We start from the raw sequence: 17,807 nt of genomic DNA on the forward strand, positions 1-17,807 counted from the left end.
CCCCGCATCACCCCGTAACCTGTGGTAGACATTGAGAGTCAGCGTTACGTCCATTATTGTAGACTTTCGGTTACAATAAAATGCGATAACCCGTATCATGAACTACATATAACTTTGTGGGGAAGGTTTAAATAAACTGGAACCGCAGCTCCTAAGGCCCTGGAACCTCCGGGGTTGTATCAACTCGAAGGGGAAGACAAGTCATGCCACTGTCACCAGCTGATGTACACAACGTCGCGTTCAGCAAGCCGCCGATTGGCAAGCGTGGCTACAACGAGGATGAGGTAGATCAGTTCCTCGACCTCGTTGAGGATGCCCTTGCCCAATTGCAGGATGAAAATGAAGACCTGCAGGCGCAGGTGAGCGATCTTAGCTCCGGGGCCAAGGCCGGCGGAGCAGGGGCTGGTGCCGCAGCCGCCGCAAACTCTGGTGCAGATGAAGCAGCTCTGCGCAAGGAGATTGAGGCTAAGCTGCGTGCTGAGTATGAAACCAAGTTGGCAGATTCCAAGTCCGAGGTTTCTCGCGCTAAGGAAGAAACCAAGAAGGCCCAGGAGCAGGTCAAGGCCGCCCAGGCTGAGGCCGCAAAGGCAAAGGAAAGCGGTGCCGATGCCCCAGCAGCTGGTGCCACCGCTGCCGCTAATACCGCCGAGCTCAAGGCGGCTCGCGACGAAGCTGCGAAGGCTAAGAAGGAAGCCGAGGAGGCTCGTGCAGAGGCTAAGCAGGCTAAGAAGGAGCTGGAGTCTTCCCAGCGCGAGAACGAGAGCCTGAAGAAGTCCGCGTCTGCCGCTGGCTCCTCGAACTCGGCTGCCTCCAGCGCCGCAGCGGCCGCTGCTGGTGCTGGTGCAGCACAGGGCGTCGACGGCCTGGCTACCCCGGATACGCACATGCAAGCAGCCCGCGTGCTGGGCTTGGCCCAGGAGATGGCGGATCGCCTGACCTCTGAGGCTCGTGCCGAGTCTGAATCCATGCTGTCTGAGGCTCGCACGGCTGCAGAAAAGCAGCTTTCCGATGCCGACTCTCGTTCCAAGGCACAACTTGCCGAGGCACAGAAGAAGTACGATGCTCAGGTACAGGATGCAGAAACCCGCTCCAAGAAGCTGGTTTCTGAGGCAGAGTCCAAGGCTCAGCAGACCGAGTCCGATGCTTCCTCCCGTGCCGAGGCCCAGATTCGCCAGGCAGAGGAGAAGGCCGCATCGCTGCAGGCTGATGCTGAGAAGAAGCACACCGAAGTGATGAACACGGTCAAGCAGCAGCAGACCGCTTTGGAGGCACGCATTTCCGAGCTGCGCACCTTCGAGCGCGAGTACCGCACCCGCTTGAAGACTCTCCTCGAGTCCCAGCTGGAAGAGCTCGAGACCCGCGGAACCGCCGCACCAAACGGCGATGCCGGCAAGAACTAAGAAGCTGGTTGGCAGTAACTAAACCAAATTAGTTACCCGTAGCGCCCACACCTCTAGGGGAGTGGGCGCTATTGTGGTTTTATCCCCGCTATGATTGTTCCCATCGCTTCTTTTTAACCCCTGAGAGGAACTGCCATGCTCGTTGCCGCCCTCGTCCTCGCCCTCGTGGCCTTCGTGGCTTTGGTGACGTATGTCTTAAATACCGCCGATTGGGCGTTGTACCTCGTCTTCATCGCAGCGGGTTCTGGCATCGTTTTGTTTATCATCGACTGGGCGCGCAAGTACCGAACGGATAATAATGCCCTTGAAGAAGACTTGTCCCATGGATGGAAGCAGAACTAAGGCTCTTCACCGCTCACATCTGTCTTGGTCCGCTCACTTTCGGTGCGGCTTGGTTGATTCGATCAAAGTGAGCGGCCAGAAAGAATCTCCACGCAATTACGGCATGCCAAAGTAGGCGCACGCCGGCGCCTCAACTGGCTGGGACCCGAGCCTCAGTAGCAATCGTGTCACTCACAACTTCTGCGGTTTATTGGATGACGGTTTTCTCCGATCTGGCGTCGAATTCCCAAACGAATCCTCAAACGGATCCTCAGGCGGACTCCTAGGCGGATCCCCAGCCGGGAATGCGCCACGAGCTTTCAGATGCTCCTGCCTAATCCGGAGGTTCCCACCGGATGGTCCCATTCCTGCGGACCAGGTGTCCGCGCAGTGGCGGGGCATTGGGATCATCGTCGTTGACCCCGTTGTGGTAGGCGCAGGCTGTGGATAAGTTACCTATATTGGTCAATCCACCGTGCAACCACGGCTCCAAATGATGAATCTGGCATTCGTCCGCGGGCCTATTGCACCGCGGCCACGGGCAGATGGGATTTTATGCAGCAGCCATAAGGCGTTGCTTCGCATTGGCAAAGCGCTCCGTGCGGTACAGATTGACCGCTCCCTCAAAGGGGCTAATGAGGGTAATGAGCCCGCGTTCCTTGAGGGCGCGTTCTAGGTACTCGGCGCCAGTAAGAGTTGCCCCGTTGGTCATCTGCAGCTGGATTTCTTCGCCATCGCCATTGATGATGCGCACGTAGTCATCCAGGTTGACCAGGACATTGGTCATCACCGTGGTCTTTACGGCGGATCCGTCGCCGAAAAAGGTCTGTTCCACCGCCTCGAGCGGCTCCTTGCCGCTCTCTTTTAGCGCGGCATGCAGGTCCGCAATGAGCGAGGAGCGCGCATCGATGGCCAGGGTCCACGGCGCGTTCTTGCGGCGAATGATACGCACCCCAGGCTTAACCTTCTTCTTTTTCGCAGGTAGCTTGGATTTTGCCAGTTTTTCTAGGTCCGTCGTGCCGGCGTTGGTGGTGCAGAGCTGCTCGCGGAGAAGCCAGGCATCGAAAAGCGTGGGCATCTTCCGGGCATACTTTTCGATGATGGACAACGCCACGATGGAATGGCCATTGCGCCGGGCACCGTCCATGGCTCGCCGGCGCCGGCCGGTGAATTTGGTGTTTCCGCAATAAGCCTCTTTGAGCAGGATAAGCTCCCGCGCCGTGTGCTCCGGCGCACCATGCGCCCGCAGATCGTCCTCAGACAGGCCAGCGCACCCGGCGACGATATCCATCCCCGGGGCCATAGCTGCTAAGTAATTCTCGAGCGCGGTCATGCTTCATAATCTATGGCCGCGCGCAACCGCGTACAACAGGAAAATTTCTACCTGTGGATAACTTTTGTGCACAGCGTTCCTGTGACGCTATACTGGCGGGCACATGCGATGATCCGGCCATCACCGGGGGAGCAATTCAGAAGAACAGCCAGAAGGCTCAGTAGAACTGAACGGGTGGGACCGTTATCTCCTTCACCGAAACGAAGCGGAGCTTTTTAGCTCAAGCAGGGTGGTACCGCGAGCCATTGGCCCGTCCCTGCATCAAGTTACAGCGTGAAGGAAGATAATGGTGAAAAAGATTTACCCCAAGGTCGATATGACCGGCGGCTCGAGCCGCTTCCCGGATATGGAAGAAGAAGTCCAGAAGTACTGGAAGCAGGACGATACGTTCCAGGCTTCTTTGGAAAAGACCAAGGACTGCCCCGAATACATCTTTTATGACGGCCCTCCCTTTGCCAATGGCCTGCCGCACTACGGCCACCTGCTGACCGGTTACGTGAAGGACATCGTGCCGCGTTACCGCACGATGGCCGGAAATTACGTCCCCCGCGTCTTTGGCTGGGATACCCACGGCCTGCCCGCGGAGCTGGAGGCGGAAAAGCAGCTCGGGATCACTGATAAAGCCCAGATCGAGGACATGGGTCTGGATAAGTTCAACGAGTACTGCGCTAAGTCGGTGCTGGAATACACCGATGAGTGGGAAGATTACGTCAACCGCCAGGCTCGCTGGGTGGACTTTGACAATGGCTACAAGACCATGGATATCAACTTCATGGAATCGGTCATGTGGGCCTTCAAGGAGCTGTATGACAAGGGCCTGATCTACAAGGGCTTCCGCGTGCTGCCTTACTCCTGGGCGGAGCATACTTCTTTGTCCAACCAGGAAACGCGCTTGGATGATTCCTACAAGATGCGCCAGGATCCCACTTTGACGGTGACCTTCCCAGTCGCAGGTGCTCGCGAGGGCACCGCGGCGGAAAAGACGCTGGCGGAAAACCCCGCGCTTGCCGATGCCTCCTTCCTCGCCTGGACCACCACCCCCTGGACCCTGCCGTCCAACGAGGCGCTGGCGGTCCACCCGGAGGTCACTTACGCACTATTTAAGGCCACCGACGGCGAATTCGCCGGCCGCACGTTCATCATGGCCGAAAACCTGCTGGGCACCCTGGAAAAGGAACTGGGTGAGGCCGAGGTACTGGGTACCTTTACCGGCGCACAGCTCGAGGGCTTTAAGTACGAGCCAATCTTCGGCTTCTTCCCAGACCTGCGCAATGCCTACCAGGTGCTGTTGGCAGACTACGTCACCACCGAAGACGGTACGGGTGTTGTCCACCAGTCGCCCGCCTTTGGTGAAGACGATATGAATACCACCAACGAGTACGATATCGAGTTGGTGGTCCCAGTGGATGAGGACGGCAAGTTCACCTCCCAGGTTCCGCCGTACGAGGGCCAGCTGGTCTTCGATGCGAATAAGTCCATCATCAAGGACCTGAAAGCCGCTGGTCGAGTGGTGCGCCACGTGACCATTGAGCACTCCTACCCACACTCTTGGCGCTCGGGCGAGCCGCTTATCTACATGGCGCTGCCCGCATGGTTTGTAAAGGTCACCGAATTCCGCGACCGCATGGTGGAGCTCAACCACAACGAGATCGAATGGTTGCCGGAGCACATCCGCGATGGCCAATTTGGCAAGTGGCTGGAAGGCGCCCGCGACTGGAATATCTCGCGTACCCGCTACTGGGGTGCGCCCATCCCGGTGTGGATGTCCGATAATGACGAGTACCCGCGCATGGACGTCTACGGCTCTTTGGATGAGCTGGAGAGGGACTTCGGCAAGCGCCCGGAGTCGCTGCACCGCCCGCACATCGATGAGCTGACCCGCCCCAACCCGGACGATCCCACCGGTAAGTCCACCATGCGCCGCGTGCCGGACGTGCTGGACTGCTGGTTCGAGTCTGGCTCCATGCCGTTTGCGCAAAAGCACTACCCGTTTGAAAACAAGGAGTGGTTTGAAACCCACTCGCCGGCGGACTTCATCGTGGAGTACTCCGGGCAAACCCGCGGCTGGTTCTACCTGCTGCACGTGCTGTCCACCGCGCTCTTTGATCGCCCGGCGTTCAAGAAGGTCGTGGCCCACGGCATCGTCTTGGGCAATGACGGGCTTAAGATGTCCAAGTCCAAGGGTAACTACCCGGACGTCAACGAGGTCTTTGACCGAGACGGTTCCGATGCCATGCGCTGGTTCCTGATGTCCTCGCCCATCCTGCGCGGCGGCAACCTCATCGTCACCGAGCAGGGCATCCGCGAGGGCGTGCGCCAGGCGCTGCTTCCCATCTGGAATGCGTATACCTTCCTGCAGCTCTACGCCGAGCAGGAAGCTAAGTTCGATACGAGCTCCACGCACGTGCTCGACCGCTATATCCTGGCTAAGACCCACGATCTTGTGGCCAACGTCGATGCTGCGCTGGCGGGGACCGATATCGCTACCGCCACCGAAGAGGTTCGCCTTTTCGCCGATGTGTTGACCAACTGGTACGTCCGCCGCTCCCGCGATCGCTTCTGGGGCGGCGAAGATGCCAACCCGGAGGCCTTCAATACCCTCTACACCGTGCTGGAGACCACCACGCGCGTGGTGGCCCCGCTGCTGCCGCACGTCGCCGAGGTCATCTACCGCGGCCTGACCGGTGAGCGCTCCGTCCACCTGGCGGACTTCCCCAAGGTCGAGGACTACCCCGCGGATGTGGACCTGGTTTCTGCCATGGACGCCACCCGCGCGGTGGCATCGGCTGCGTCCTCGGTGCGCAAGGCCAATAAGCTGCGCAACCGCCTGCCGTTGCCGAAGCTCACAGTTGCCTTCGCGGGCTCGCAGAGCCTGGCGGACTTCGCAGACATCATCCGCGACGAGGTCAACGTCAAAGAGGTTGAGCTTACTGATGATGTCGATTCCGTCGGCACCTTCCAGGTGGTCTGCAACGCCAAGGTTGCCGGTCCGCACTTGGGCAAGGATGTCCAGCGCGCCATCAAGAACCTCAAGGCGGGCAACTACGAGCGCCGCGGCGATGAGGTCGTGGTTGACGGGGACATCGTCTTGAGCCCTGAGGAATATACCGAGCGTTTGCAGGCGGCGAACCCGGACTCCACGGCTCGCATCGAGGGCTTGGATGGCCTCGTCGTTCTGGACACTGAGGTCACCGAGGAGCTCGAGGCAGAAGGCTGGGCCGCCGATGTCATCCGCGGCCTGCAGGATGCCCGCAAGAACTCCGGCTTCGACGTATCTGACCGCATCTCCGTGGTCCTTTGCGTTGCCGAAGATAAGAAGGAGTGGGCGCAGCGTCATGCTGACACCATCGCAGGCGAAGTGCTGGCTACGGAGTTCTCCGTGGTCACCGAGCCGCTTGCCGATGCCCACGATATCCTCACCGGAGTCACCGCCACCGTAGCCAAGAACTAAGAGCGCACAAAGCTTAAACGTTAAGCGGCCCTGCCTGATGCTATCTACAGCGTCCGGCCGGGCCGCTTTGCGCTTATCAATCAGTGCGTCCAATATGCGCAAGAATGAAAATAAAACAAGAGATGGGGCTGTGCACTTTGTTTTTAGGGGGCTGGAGAAGCTGAAGTAATCGTGGTCTTAGTTTAGCGAGGACGCCATTGCCAACCTTGACAGCATGCATGAAAGCCGTGTTCATTAAGTGATCTCGCACACTTTTTCGGTTTGCCACTTTTGAGTGAAAAATCAATATGGTTTACTAATCCTGCGTTTAAAAACGTAAATAACACGATAGGGGTCGTGTTATCCCGCTTTCTGCGGTGTCCGCCTCCCATGCTTTGCATTCTTTGAAAGTAAATCGTGGTGTGTAGAGGACCCGTAGCTTGTTGTACCCCTTGGAGGGCTCGTATGAAACTCAATAAGCGTGTTCTCGCTTCTGCAGCTATCTCTGCATCTCTCATGGCTACCGCTGTTACTCCAGTCGCCTGGGCTGCTGGTGAGCATCTTAACTGCGTACAGAACTTTCGGGCCGGCGTTGATGCTGATATCAATGCCAACGTTGCGCAACATTTGCGGCGTAGCTGTAATTTGAGCGTGGACCAGATCGTTCGGCTGAATGTTGAAGATATGAAACAGGTCGTTAGGGAGTTTAAGAAGGGCGGTGCTCCTCTTTATTCCGAAGAAGAGTTGAACCGTCTGTCGCCTTCTTACGTCGTCGCTTTAGCAAAGGATATCGACGTTTCTTCCGGTGATACCGGCAAGGGGCCCGCTGATGGCGAGCAGCAGTCCGGGCCTCCTCTTTCGGTGAACGAAGTCAAAGCAGGGGACAGGGAAGTTACTGGCTCGGTGTATTTGCTCCCAGGTCAGCAGAAGACAATTCAGGCACATTTTCCAAGCCGGATCGTTTCGACTAAAGTGCTAAAATCTGACGAAAAGCCTGGTGAAGGGGGCAAAACCGCTGAAGGTAAAGTTGTCACCTTTAAATTCGGTGTTCCTGAAGAAATTCAATTAAACGCCGGAGATGAAATAATGGTTACTCGGTTCCTTGCTGCCGCAGAAGAGGCCACTAACAAGGACTTACCCGTTAAAGTTATTGTTAAGCCTGCAGAAAGTGGTAAGTCTCCGGGCGATGGTGTCCCTGGCTCTGGAGGGGGCAGTTCTAATTTTGGCAATATCTTTGGCGGAATTGGTGGCTTTGCTAGTTTGGCTGCTGTGATGGCAGGGGTTGCTAAAATTTTCAACCAGAACTCAAGTCTCGGTCGTCTCTTGCAGCCACTCCGTGACCTTTTGTCGCAGTTTAATATCAAGTTCTAATCCCGTCTGGATTAGCGGATATACGGATGCTCGATGCCCTGACTAATGCTTCAGGCATTAAATAAAACCGGAGCACCTCTTTGCAGGGTGCTCCGGTTTCTATTTGACGAATAGGGTCAGGAAAGCGGGTTTTGATTGTTTAATTTAAATCTCGTGCTACCTGAACGGCCTTATGTTTTGCAGCGATTATGCGACCCAAGCTGAGTTTGATCCTGCATGTGTCGTAGGAGTCGAAGTAAAAGGTGTCGGCCTCTGTTGAGTAGTACCCATCTCCTGCGATTGTTTTGTTGCACTAAAGGCGTGGTCATAAAGTGATCTCGCACACTTTTTCGGTTTGCCACTTTTGAGTGAAAAATCAATATGGTTTACTAATCCTGCGTTTAAAAACGTAAATAACACGATAGAGGTCGTGTTATCCCGCTTTCTGCGGTGTCCGCCTCCCATGCTTTGCATTCTTTGAAAGTAAATCGTGGTGTGTATAGGACCCGTAGCTTGTAGTACCCCTTGGAGGGCTCGTATGAAACTCAATAAGCGTGTTCTCGCTTCTGCAGCTATCTCTGCATCTCTCATGGCTACCGCTGTTACCCCAGTTGCTTGGGCTGCTGGTGAGCATCTTAACTGCGCACAGAACTTCCGAGCCGGCGTCGATTTTGATGCTCGCATCAATGCCAACGTTGCGGAGCATCTGCAGCGTAACTGCAAGTTGAGTGTGGGTCAGATAACTGAGCTAAGTGTTGGCGAAATGACACAGACAGCTAAGGAGCTCCTGGGGAAGGACAACACTCCTCTTTATTCTGAAGAAGAGTTGAAGCGTTTGTCACATTCTGAGGTTGTCAGGGAAGCGCGGATCAATGGCGCTTCCGACGATGATGGCAAAGGGCCTACTGAAGGCGGACAGCAGTCTGAGGCTCCTCTAATGGTGAATGATGTCAAGGCAGGGGACAGGGAAATCACTGGCTCGGTGTTTTTGCTCCCAGGTCAACAGAAGACAGTTGAAGCTGTTTTCCCAAGCTTCAGGACTTTAACTACGGACGTACAGCTTGAGGAAAACTCTGTTGAAGAGGGTGGAGCCTCTAATGGTAAGGCTGTCACCTTTAAATTCGACGTCCCTGAAGGAATTACCTTAAAGGCAGGTGAAACACTATTCTTTAGTTCGCTATATGATTCCTTCGCTCCGGACGATCGTAAGAGCAAATCCATACCAGTAGTTGTTAAGCCTGCGGATGTGGCTGAGGAAGAGCGTCCAGATTCTGGGGACTCTGAAGGCGAATTCCCGTTTGCTGTTACCGCGGAAGTAAATGACATCAAGGCAGGAGACAAAAAGGTTACCGGTAAGGTTCGTTTGTACCCAGGCCAAGAGGTGGAAATTGAGGCTTCTTTCCCCAGCGGAAAGATTCAGACGACTGTCGTCAAGCTAGAGAAAAAGTCTGCACAGAAGGGCCAAGTTCCTGAAGGTGAGTTTGTCTCGTTCGAAATCGATGTACCTGCGGACGTCAAGCTAATGGCAGGTGACAAGGTAACTGTTTCCCCAGTTCCTCACGTCACGGATCCGAAAACCGGTGAAAGCAACAGCGTAGAGCTCATCGTGAAGACTGCTGATAAGGGCAGCGAGTCGCAACCCGAGCAGGCCCCTGGTAACGGTAATGGCAAGGGCAAGGAGGGAGGCAGCGGTTCCACAAAGCCGGCACAGCCATCGGTTCCGGGCGCTGAAGGCACCCCTGGTGCTGGAGAGGGTAGCTCTAAGTTCGGCAAGGTCTTTGAAGTAATTCCTGGTTTGGCTGCTTTGGTTGAAGGTGTTGCCAAGTTCTTCAACAAGAACTCGGGCCTCGCTCGTCTCTTGCAACCACTGCGTAACTTCTTTTCACTGTTCAAGTTCTAATCTTGTTTGAATAAGCAGATGGGCGGATTAGTGTGAGCTTGATGCTCAGACTCGGCTACTGGCAGTGACTAAACCGGAGCCCTCCATGAGGAGGTGCTCCGGTTTCTGCGTTTTCTGGCCGAATGTTGCGGGTCTTGGCTTAGCGCACTGGGCCGGGAAGGTGGGCGCGCCAGCCGTGAATCACATTGATGAGGCAGCACATGGCCAGCAGGGAGCCGATGAGGAATAGTGCAGTGAAGCCTATGTAGGGCGCGAGCGCGCTAAAGGCCATGGGGATAAAGAAGCCGGTATAGGACACGGAATAGAACACGGCGGTAAGGCCGGCGAGGTCATCTTTTCCGGCGATACGCTGGACCTCGGAAAGACCGGCGACAAGTGCTAGGCCATAGCCAGCGCCCATGACGGCGGCGCTGGTGATGCCGAGCGGGAGGGAAAGCGTGCGTGCGGCGATGGCGCCGAAAATGGTACCGACGGTAATGACGGCCATGGCAACGGCGGAGGCCCGGGCGGAGCGGTGGGTGTCAATGACCTTGCCAAACATTTGGATGCCAACCCCGCAGCCCAGCGTAATGACGGTCATGAGGCCGGAAAAGGCGATGGGGGCATCGCCGGCGGAATCGGAAAGCAGTTGCGGCAACAGGGCATAGGCCGCACCCGCGCAGCCGAATACCCAAGGGGCGACGGGAAGGACGATGCGGGAAAAGCGGCGGTGCGCAGCGGATGGAATGTGCAGCATGTGCAGCATATCGCGGATGCTTAATTCCAAGAATGTGTCTTTGACCGTCTCGCCGCGGGGTGGACGGGTTTCGGGGGTTCTCAATAGCCAGACCGCGGTGATGACGGTGAGCAGGATGTGCAGGACATAGGCAAGGTGCGTGGGCCACGGTCCCCATTGGGCTAGTACCGAGGCCAAGGCGGCGCCAATGAGGAATCCGACGGTAAGGCACATTGATGCCCGGCGCGGTCCTGCGGCGGGGTCACCGCCGGACCGGGTGATGAGCTCGGAAATCCAGGTGGAACCGACCACCATGACGATGCCCAGGGCGAGGCCGCACAGTACGCGGCCGGCGGCAATGATGAGGGGTTCTTCGGGAGCGATGGATAGCAGGAACGACCCGGCCAGGGAGAGCGGTGCCGCGGGCAGCATCGTGGGCCGGCGGCCGATGTAGTCCGAGAGTGGTCCGGAGATGAGCAGTGCGGGCACGATACCGATGACGTAGGCCGCTAGAAGGCCGTTGACGGTGACCTGTGAGAAGTGGGATTGCTCGCGGTACATCACGAGCAGAGGAGTAAATTCATTGCCGCCCCAGGCAACGGCGACCATGCTGCCGGCGACGGGTAACCAATCGCGATTGGCGGTGTCTTGACTCATAGTTGATCCTTCGAATTCTTCAGGTGCGAGCGGAGTGCGGAGAGGTAGTCGGGCAGGTTGGCGGTGAGGAGGGCATCGGCAAGCGTGCGGTGCTGGTCGACGAACGCGCGGGCCCGTGCCACATTGCGCCCGATGGCGGTGGCGGTAAAGCGCTGCTGGCGCTCGCGCAGCTGGTGGCCCACGTTGGCCAGCAGGCTATTGCCGGCGCTGTCCATGATGATTTGGTGGAATTGGGCATCTAGGCGCGTGTATTCGCGGAGGTCCTCGGCATCCAGTGCGGCGTCTTGGGCCGCGATGTTTTCGTGCAGGCGCTTGGCGATGCCCCCGCGTTCTTCCTCGCCCAGCTGGCAGATCTTCTCGGCACTGTGGGCATCGACAAGCAGGCGGGCCTCGTAGACCTCCCGGATTTCTTGGGGGCTAATCGGCACGACCAACGCGCCGCGCTTGGGATAAAGCTGCAAAAAGCCCTCGAGCTCCAGGCGCAGGAAAGCCTCGTGGGCTGGGGTGCGGCTGACTCCTACCTCGGCTGCGAGTGCGGCCTCTGACAGCATCTGCGAGGAATCGATGGTGCCGTCGATGATCCTTTCTTTGACTAATTCATAAACCCGCTCCGCGGCAGGCTGCATGCTTGTATCGCTCATGCATACATCTTGCATACAAGATAGTTTAAGCGTCAACCTATTCCCAATTCTGGGGCTGGAGTGTCTTAGACTGGAAGGCATGCAGCGTTGGGTCTTACACATCGATATGGATGCGTTTTTTGCCTCCGTCGAGCAAATGACCCGACCGACTTTGCAGGGCCGGCCGGTGCTCGTCGGTGGGGTCGGCGGCCGCGGGGTCGTCGCCGGGGCATCCTATGAGGCGCGCGAATACGGTGCGCACTCGGCGATGCCGATGTATCGCGCCCAACAATTGGTGGGCCTGCGCGCGGTGGTGGTAAGCCCGCGCCGGGCGGTGTATTCGGCGGCCTCGCGCCGGGTATTTGAGATCATCTCCCAGCACGTGGAGGTGATTGAGCAGCTCTCCATCGATGAAGCCTTTATGGAGCCAGAGGCATTGGTGGGTGCGACGGCGGACGAGGTGCAACAGTGGGCGGATGGCCTGCGCGCGCTCATCCGAGAGGAAACGGGCCTGCCGTGCTCCATCGGGGCGGGCTCCGGCAAGCAATTTGCCAAGATTGGCTCCGGTGAAGCCAAGCCCGATGGCACCTATGTCATCCCAGCGGAAAAGCAGCTGGAGATGCTGCATCCGCTCCCGGTGGGAAAGCTGTGGGGTGTGGGGCCTGTCACGGAGGCCAAGCTCAAGGGCATCGGCGTGGAGACCATCGGTGCGCTGGCCGCCATGACCCAAAAGGAGGTGGAAATCTCCATCGGCAGCGTCGTCGGCGTGCAGCTGTGGCAGCTCGCGCAAGGCATTGACGATAGGGAAGTGGCACCGCGCGCGATATCCAAACAGATTTCCACGGAGCACACCTACCCCAAGGACCTGCTCACGGTTGCCGATGTCGATGCGGCAATTACCCGCGCGGCCGAGGGCGCACACCGCCGCCTGCTCAAGGATGGCCGCGGGGCGCGCACGGTGACGGTAAAGCTGCGGATGGCAGACTTCCATATCGAATCGCGCTCGACCACCCTGGCCTATGTCACCGATGACCTGGAGGTATTGACCGCAGCCGCCTTCAAGCTGGCGCGCTACCCGGATGAATTGGGCCCCATCCGCTTGGTGGGGGTGAGCTATTCCGGCCTGGAAGCCGCGCGCCAAGACGTGCTATTTCCGGAGCTCGACCGCGAAATCGTGCGGCCCGTGCTGCCGGATAGTGACTATGAAACGGGCGTGAGCGATGACTCCCCGCCACCGGCGCCGACCACCGTGGTGGTCGAAGACGATGTGGAGGATCAGTGGCACGCCACCCAGGACGTCTACCACCCGGAATTTGGCCACGGTTGGATCCAAGGCACCGGGCACGGGGTGGTCAGCGTGCGTTTTGAAACACGTGCCACCGGACCCGGCCGCACGAAATCCTTTGCCGCCAGCGACCCCGATTTGGTGCCAGCCGATCCGCTCGATTCCTTAGACTGGCACGACTGGCTGGAAACCCAAGATTAGATAGCAACATAGCGCTTGGGGTCAGGGTTTTGCCGGAATACCTCGGCGGGGTCCGTGCCGGTGGCCAGCGCCGCGGCCAATAAGATGCGCGCCTGGCTGGGGCGGAAGGCCCACGCGTTGATCGCGCCCAGGCTATGCAGGTTCGCCCCGCCGCCGTCGCCGCCATAGGATAACGCGGTTTCCCCATACGGGGTGCGGGTGGAAATGACGACGGGGAGGCCGTCGCAGAGGGCATCGGCAACCGCGCGGCCCATGTCCCCACTCATATTGCCCGCGCCCATGGCCTCAATGACGAGGCCGACGGCGGAAGTGCGGGCGGCATCGACAAGCACGCGCCCCGCACCCGGGTAGGCAGGGATGATTTCTACTGGGTGCGGCGCTAAGGGGCGCGGCTGCAGCCGCGGGGTGGTATCCGGTACCCGAAGGGACTCAAAAGCGCGTAGGTCAGAGGTGTGCTGCTTGCGGGCCCCGCGCGCCGGGATGGTCATGCCGCCAAAACAGATGAAGACGCCGGGCCGCCCGCTAAGGGCGAGCTCGCGCGCATCGCGGAGATTGCGCGGGCCATCCGGGTGCGGGTGATCGTAGGAGCGCTGCGCGCCGGTGAGCACGATGGGCGTATTGCTTGCGCAAAAAATTTCTAGCGCCATCGCCGTCTCTTCCATCGAATCAGTGCCATGGGTAATGATGACGCCGTCAATGTCTGCGCGGGCGGTCTGCTCGTTGACCACCGCAATGAGCTCATCGAGGTCTGCGAGCGTAATAGAAGAGGAATCAAGCTGGCGAAATTCCACCACTTCGGCGTCAATATCGGCCGCGAGCTGCGCGCCGGTGACGGTGGGAACGAGGGAACCATCCTGCATCGTGGTGCAGGCAATCGTGCCGCCGGTGGCGATGAGGGCGAGATGAGTCATGCATTCCATAATAAAAGAAGACGCGCCGAGGCGGCAGGCGCGAACCAGAACAGCTGGGGCAAATGTAAACTGATGGGAGTTTATATCCCAGACGTGAGGAGTGAGAAGTGAAATTCCGCAAATTTGGTGCCGCGTGCCTCGCATTGAGCGCGGCGGCCGCCCTGTCCGCCTGCTCTTCTGATGACGAGCAAGAAGATACCACCAAGAACAGTGAATCCAGCGAATCCGCGTCCGCTGACGGCGATTCCGCGGCCCCCGCGCTGCCGTCCGCCGCTGACTTGAACGCCATCCTGGCAAAGGCCACGGACCCGGCGGCATCGCAGGAAGAAAAGACCGCCACGGTAGAAGGCGGCGAATCCGCCCCAGAGATCTTTGACACCATGGCGCGCTCCAAGGAAGAATCCGGCGCGGAATTTGCGGTCGTGGATCCCGTCCTGCCCGGCTATGACCCGCAATCCGTGCTGACCACGGTGAATTTCACCACCGCCGATGGCCAGGAGCAGACCGCGGACCAGGTGGAATTCATTTATCAGGATGGCACCTGGAAGCTGTCGAAGACCTGGGCCTGCACGCTGATTCAAAACACGGTGCCGCCTGAGCAGGTTCCGGAGATGTGTGCCGATACCGGTGCGGGCGCGCTGCCTGCCGATGAAGGCGACGCTGCCCCTGCCCAGGGCGATGCCCCCGCAGCCGGCGCAGAGCAGGCGCCTGCCGAGGCCCCCGTAGAGGCCCCCGCCGAGTAAATCCTGTTACTCAGAAAACGCCAGCTCCGTCAGGCTTGATTGCACGACGCGCAGGTCTGAATCGGCGGTGCCGTAGGTTACCTTCGTATCGAAGGACACGTCACCGCCCACGGGGAGCGGCTTGGTCAGATCCACCGTGACGTTGCCCGAGGAATTGGTAGAAGAATCCAGCACGTCGAGTTCCTTATCCTCCAACTCCGTGCCCGCGGCCTGACCTTCGAAGGATAAAGCGCCCAGGGTGGGGCGTTGTTCCACCTCGACGGATAGCGTGACGCGGTCACCATCGATGGACTTGACCGTATAGCGTGTCGTTTGCAGGAGCGTGGATTCCCCCGTGACGCGCGAATCCACCGTCCACGTCGCGCCGGTGCCCACCTCTTCCTCTGGGAAGACGATGGGCAGCGCGGTCAGCTTCATGATGGCCTGTTCGACGGTGCCGCGCGCCTCATCGCTCGCGTCCTGCGGGGCGGCCAAGCGCAGGGAATTCATCTGGCCGTTGTCTTGGCCGCGCCAGCCAAATTGGAACCCAGAAGCAGAAGAGATATCGGTATCGCCGGAATAATCCGGATCCCCCGCGGTGACAAACGCGTTGCGCGAGGCCGGCAATTGATCCTCGACGTCCTCGGTGGCTTTATCCACGGACGCCGAAAGCGGCAGGGTAGTGGTCTCCTTATCCACATCGGCGGCCTGGAAATCGGCGGCGGCGGATTTATTCAGCAAGTCCTGCGAAAATCCCTCCGTGGCGCGGTACGTTACCTCCTGCGAGGAGTCGATGTCGTGATATTCCAGCAGTTTCTTCTCACCGGTTCCGGCCTCTTCGACGGTCAGGCGAGGGGCATCGATAGTCAGGCCGACTGGCTGCTCCACGGCGGGGCCGGGGGTCTCATAAGAACAGGCGCTTAGCGCTACGGCGACGGCGGAAAGGGCTGTAAAAACTTTGACTCGAAACACGCTTACCAAAATACCGGACGCTCCGGATTAGAATGATGTGGGTGAGTCAAAAACGAAGGAGTAAGACAGGACTTATCGCCGCGTTGGTCATCGCCGTGGCGGTTGTGGATCAAGCCGTAAAACAACTCATGCTTACCGTCCTGACGGAGGGCGAGCCGCATTATTTCATCGGGGACTGGTTCAGGTTTAACCTGCTCTTTAACCCCGGCGCGGCGTTTTCCATCGGTGGCGAGGGATCGACCTGGCTGTTTACCACCATTCAATTGGCGTTCGTCTTAGGCGTTGCCATCGCCGCCCCGCGCATCCACAATACGGGCCAGGCGCTGGGGCTGGCGCTCATTGCCGGCGGGGCATTGGGCAATTTTGCAGACCGCATCTTCCGCGACCCCGGCTTCTGGTTCGGGCACGTTGTGGACTACATCTCGGTCGGCTCGTTCGCGGTCTTTAATATCGCAGATGCGGCCATTACCTGCGGCGTCGTCATCTTCATCGGTGCCATGCTAATTGCGGAACGGAGGGCGGAAAATGAATAGGCAATTGCGCAGTTTCCCCATTCCAGAAGGCTTGGAAGGTATGCGTGCCGATGCCGCGCTTGCCAAGCTCCTCGGCCTCTCCCGCTCGGCTACTGCCCAGCTGTGCGCCGAGGGCGGGGTCACCGTGGATTCGCAGGAGCTGGGTAAATCCGAGCGACTGGCATCCGGCCAGGTGGTCTCGGTCCTGCTTCCGGAGCCGGAAAAGCCCCTGCTGCCGCGCGAGGAGCTGGTGGAGGGCATGGACGTTTTATATAGCGATGCCGATATCATCTGCGTGCACAAACCCGTGGGCGTCGCCGCGCACCCGAGCGTGGGCTGGGATGGGCCGACGGTCATCGGCGGGCTGCGCGCGGCAGGGTACAACGTGGCCTCGCTTGGCCCCACCGAGCGGCAGGGCATCGTCCACCGCCTGGACGTGGGCACATCCGGGGTCATGGTAGTGGCCTCTTCCGGGCGCGCCTACTCGGCGCTCAAGCAGGCATTTAAGTCCCGCACCGTGAAAAAGACCTATCACGCGGTGGTTCAGGGCCTGCCCGATCCGATCGAAGGCACCATCGATGCTCCCATCGGCAGGCACCCGAAATCGGGCTGGAAATTCGCAGTGCTTGACGATGGCAAGGCCGCGGTCACCCACTACCGCCTCATCGAGGCCTTTCGCGAGGCCAGCCTCATCGAGGTGCACTTGGAAACCGGCCGCACCCACCAGATCCGCGTCCACATGTCCGCCACCGGGCATCCCTGCGTCGGCGATCCCATGTACGGCTCGAACCCGCAGCTTTCCGCCCGCCTGGGCCTGGAGCGCCAGTGGCTGCATGCGGTGCAGCTAGGCTTTACCCACCCCGGCACCGGGAAGTGGTTCGAGGCCCGCGCGCCCTACCCCGATGACCTGCAGCATGCCCTGGAGCGACTGCAGGGATGAGGAAGTTTTATTGGCGGCGCCGCCTAGCGGCACTGGTGCTGGTGCTGGTGGCGGGCGTGGTGGCTCTGGTGCTTTTTGGCACGCTGGGCACGCAGGCATCCACGCGTGTGCAAGGCGACCAGCTGGGCCCGGACGGGGAATCGCGCGCGGAGTATATTGAGCGCGTTAATTCCATGGACATCGATCCGGATGCCGCCACGTATGCACTGGTCACCTTCGATACCGAGCTGCCCCCTGTCGCCGTCGCCGCCGCGCTGACTGATATTCCGCGCATGGACGCCATCCTGATGGGCTCGACCGCGCCTATCGCGGTGCCGGAGCCTGTTGCCGGCGAGGACCGCGCCGCGGTGATTAACCGCACCTTCGACCGCATCGGTGCCTCCTACGGCCAGCGCCCCAGCGCCGTCAGCGCCGCCGTGGTGTGGGGGACGGGCGCCCAGCTTGCCGATGTCGCCTCCCTCCCCGCCGTCGCCGCCGTCGAGCCCGCGCCTGCCGATGCCGCCTGGGGTAGTTTCGCCGTGCGCCCACCCAGCTAAAT

14 protein-coding genes and 1 pseudogene are annotated in these 17,807 nt (G+C 59.3%); 10 read left to right on the top strand and 5 right to left on the bottom strand.

Going from position 1 to position 17,807, the window contains the following annotated elements; translation table 11 throughout:
• The first annotated feature begins 203 nt into the window (after positions 1-203).
• The gene (locus ABRP66_RS03210; protein WP_284769521.1) at positions 204-1,400 is read left to right on the top strand and encodes a DivIVA domain-containing protein; all 1,197 of its coding nucleotides are present in this window, start codon (positions 204-206) and stop codon (positions 1,398-1,400) included.
• 135 nt (positions 1,401-1,535) lie between these two features.
• Entirely contained in the window at positions 1,536-1,742 is a 207-nt protein-coding gene (locus ABRP66_RS03215; RefSeq protein WP_284769522.1) for a zinc-binding dehydrogenase, read from the top strand.
• 313 nt (positions 1,743-2,055) lie between these two features.
• Here ABRP66_RS03215 and ABRP66_RS03220 read toward each other — a convergent pair.
• Positions 2,056-3,054: pseudogene (locus tag ABRP66_RS03220) on the bottom strand (HNH endonuclease signature motif containing protein).
• 286 nt (positions 3,055-3,340) lie between these two features.
• On the opposite strand from ABRP66_RS03220, the gene ileS reads away from it, so the two are divergent.
• From ileS to ABRP66_RS03235, 3 genes are all read left to right on the top strand, one after another.
• Positions 3,341-6,505 carry an isoleucine--tRNA ligase gene (gene ileS / locus ABRP66_RS03225; protein WP_284769523.1) on the top strand — a complete coding sequence of 1,055 codons (3,165 nt, stop codon included), beginning with the start codon at positions 3,341-3,343 and terminating at the stop codon, positions 6,503-6,505.
• A 444-nt stretch (positions 6,506-6,949) separates the two neighbouring features.
• Positions 6,950-7,855, top strand: coding sequence for a hypothetical protein (locus ABRP66_RS03230; protein WP_284851956.1), 906 nt, complete (start codon positions 6,950-6,952; stop codon positions 7,853-7,855).
• A 517-nt stretch (positions 7,856-8,372) separates the two neighbouring features.
• Positions 8,373-9,734, top strand: a complete 1,362-nt coding sequence (locus tag ABRP66_RS03235) for a hypothetical protein (protein WP_349838325.1) — start codon at positions 8,373-8,375, stop codon at positions 9,732-9,734.
• A 139-nt stretch (positions 9,735-9,873) separates the two neighbouring features.
• Here the strand turns inward: ABRP66_RS03235 and ABRP66_RS03240 are convergent, their stop codons facing one another.
• Together ABRP66_RS03240 and ABRP66_RS03245 are read right to left on the bottom strand one after the other, a co-directional pair.
• On the bottom strand, positions 9,874-11,106 hold the full coding sequence (locus ABRP66_RS03240) for an MFS transporter (RefSeq protein WP_284769526.1): 1,233 nt from the start codon (positions 11,104-11,106) through the stop codon (positions 9,874-9,876).
• A complete protein-coding gene (locus ABRP66_RS03245; RefSeq protein ID WP_284769527.1) occupies positions 11,103-11,747 on the bottom strand; it encodes a GntR family transcriptional regulator in 645 nt (214 codons plus the stop codon). The genes ABRP66_RS03240 and ABRP66_RS03245 overlap by 4 nt, the downstream gene beginning before the upstream one ends.
• A gap of 79 nt (positions 11,748-11,826) precedes the next feature.
• Between ABRP66_RS03245 and ABRP66_RS03250 the strand changes: the two genes are divergently transcribed.
• Positions 11,827-13,212: a DNA polymerase IV gene (locus tag ABRP66_RS03250; RefSeq protein ID WP_349838326.1), complete on the top strand. Its 1,386-nt coding sequence runs from the start codon at positions 11,827-11,829 to the stop codon at positions 13,210-13,212.
• Here the strand turns inward: ABRP66_RS03250 and ABRP66_RS03255 are convergent.
• The gene (locus ABRP66_RS03255; RefSeq protein WP_284851959.1) at positions 13,209-14,123 is read right to left on the bottom strand and encodes an asparaginase; all 915 of its coding nucleotides are present in this window, start codon (positions 14,121-14,123) and stop codon (positions 13,209-13,211) included. The two genes, ABRP66_RS03250 and ABRP66_RS03255, sit on opposite strands and share 4 nt — an antisense overlap.
• A gap of 107 nt (positions 14,124-14,230) precedes the next feature.
• Between ABRP66_RS03255 and ABRP66_RS03260 the strand changes: the two genes are divergently transcribed.
• The gene (locus tag ABRP66_RS03260) at positions 14,231-14,866 is read left to right on the top strand and encodes a WKL family lipoprotein (protein WP_284769530.1); all 636 of its coding nucleotides are present in this window, start codon (positions 14,231-14,233) and stop codon (positions 14,864-14,866) included.
• Between the two features lie 6 nt (positions 14,867-14,872).
• On the opposite strand, the gene ABRP66_RS03265 is transcribed toward ABRP66_RS03260, so the two are convergent.
• The gene (locus tag ABRP66_RS03265; RefSeq protein ID WP_284851960.1) at positions 14,873-15,817 is read right to left on the bottom strand and encodes a hypothetical protein; all 945 of its coding nucleotides are present in this window, start codon (positions 15,815-15,817) and stop codon (positions 14,873-14,875) included.
• A 32-nt stretch (positions 15,818-15,849) separates the two neighbouring features.
• Between ABRP66_RS03265 and lspA the strand changes: the two genes are divergently transcribed.
• Genes lspA through ABRP66_RS03280 form a run of 3 tightly spaced genes read left to right on the top strand, consistent with a single transcriptional unit; the run spans position 15,850 to position 17,805 of the window.
• Complete coding sequence (gene lspA / locus ABRP66_RS03270) at positions 15,850-16,350, top strand: signal peptidase II (protein ID WP_284851961.1); 501 nt, start codon at positions 15,850-15,852, stop codon at positions 16,348-16,350.
• Positions 16,343-17,269 (top strand): RluA family pseudouridine synthase, encoded by a 927-nt coding sequence (locus ABRP66_RS03275; protein ID WP_284769533.1) that lies wholly within the window; start codon positions 16,343-16,345, stop codon positions 17,267-17,269. The genes lspA and ABRP66_RS03275 overlap by 8 nt, the downstream gene beginning before the upstream one ends.
• Positions 17,266-17,805 carry a hypothetical protein gene (locus tag ABRP66_RS03280; protein WP_284795990.1) on the top strand — a complete coding sequence of 180 codons (540 nt, stop codon included), beginning with the start codon at positions 17,266-17,268 and terminating at the stop codon, positions 17,803-17,805. The genes ABRP66_RS03275 and ABRP66_RS03280 overlap by 4 nt, the downstream gene beginning before the upstream one ends.
• Positions 17,806-17,807 lie beyond the last annotated feature (2 nt).

The organism is Corynebacterium sp. KPL2680 (assembly GCF_040225675.1).
GTDB lineage: Bacteria > Actinomycetota > Actinomycetes > Mycobacteriales > Mycobacteriaceae > Corynebacterium > Corynebacterium rhinophilum.